This window comes from Plesiomonas sp. (genome assembly GCF_051650925.1).
Taxonomy (GTDB): domain Bacteria; phylum Pseudomonadota; class Gammaproteobacteria; order Enterobacterales; family CAMTGL01; genus Plesiomonas.
The window spans coordinates 1-1184 of sequence record NZ_JBOFRH010000010.1 but is presented as its reverse complement, the minus strand read 5'-3'; the positions used below and the strand labels follow the sequence as shown (position 1 = coordinate 1184).

The 1184-nt window shown below is 43.2% G+C and carries 1 protein-coding gene; it reads right to left on the bottom strand.

Translation table 11 applies throughout. The features are described 5' to 3' along the window. Positions 1–246: 246 nt before the first annotated feature. Positions 247–1184 (bottom strand): sigma 54-interacting transcriptional regulator (locus ACRC27_RS00140; protein WP_438638766.1); only part of this gene is annotated, 938 nt, incomplete at its 5' end.

The window sequence follows — 1184 nt, the reverse complement described above, 5'->3', positions numbered from 1 at the left end:
TCTGGCCAACACGGTTTCGGTCACGGATACCGGTGATGAGAATAAAGTTCGCAGCAAATAGACCTCCTCGAAATGCGAGTTAGGCGTGACCCGATATCGGCATCACGCTAACTCTTTGCCATACCCTAGCATGGGCATTGATTGCTGGAGGTGACGGTACTTAAGTGAATGTGTCGTAGTGTATCGTTTTAACGCGGAAGCAAAGTAAAACGCTAGCCGATGAAAACGAAAACAAAACCGGTTTAACTATCTGGCTTTAAACGCATTTTTATCTAGATTGTGCTTTTTCATTTTCAAATACAGCTTTTTGCGTGGAATACCGAGATGGTTGGCGGTTTCAGTGATCTTGCCGGAAAAGATAAACAGCGCATCTTCTAAGAGTTTGCGTTCGTAGTCATTTAGCATTTCATCCAGATCGCCACTGACTGGCGCGACCGATTTATCTGCCTGCTTACTGAGGGTATCCACCATACCAATGGCATAAAGCTCGGCAACATGCTTTAACTCTCGGATATTGTTGTGCCAAGTATGTTCTTCGAGTTTATAGATATATTCATCGATAAACTCGGGTGTTTCTTTACCTAAGCGAAGGCAGGATCTTTTTACAAAATGGATAAATAATGTTCTGATATCTCGCTTGCGATTGCGTAGCGCGGGTAGTGTAATGCGAAACTGCGATAAAAAATAATACAGTTCAGGCAGTAAAGCCCCTTGCTGTAATAAACTGTCTGCATCATGTTGAATGATGAAGATAAAGCGCAGCTTTTTAACCTCGGCGCGATCATTTTCCAACAGAAACATCGTAAGCCATTGTTGGTGCGGTAACGAGAGCTGCTCAGGGCTGATAATCAGGCATGAACCATAGGCACATTGCTTGATTTGCATTTTGAATTGTTCAAAGTCATCATGAATAACTGCATTGAAAATCAGCTGCGGGTGTTCATGCCGTGAACTTAACTCGAGCAGCAGTTCAGCGACCGTATTTTTCCCGGTGCCCGGTTCTCCGGCGATTAAAATGTCTTTGTCCATTTGCGAGAACAGGGATACTTGCTCTCGGATGAGATTAATCTGTGGGCTATTGCCGAGCAATGATTTTTTGAGTGATTTCTTAATTTCATATTTACGATTTAAACGTACAACACGCTCTTGGCTGATGGTTTTGATTTTTTCCAATAACAGCGGCG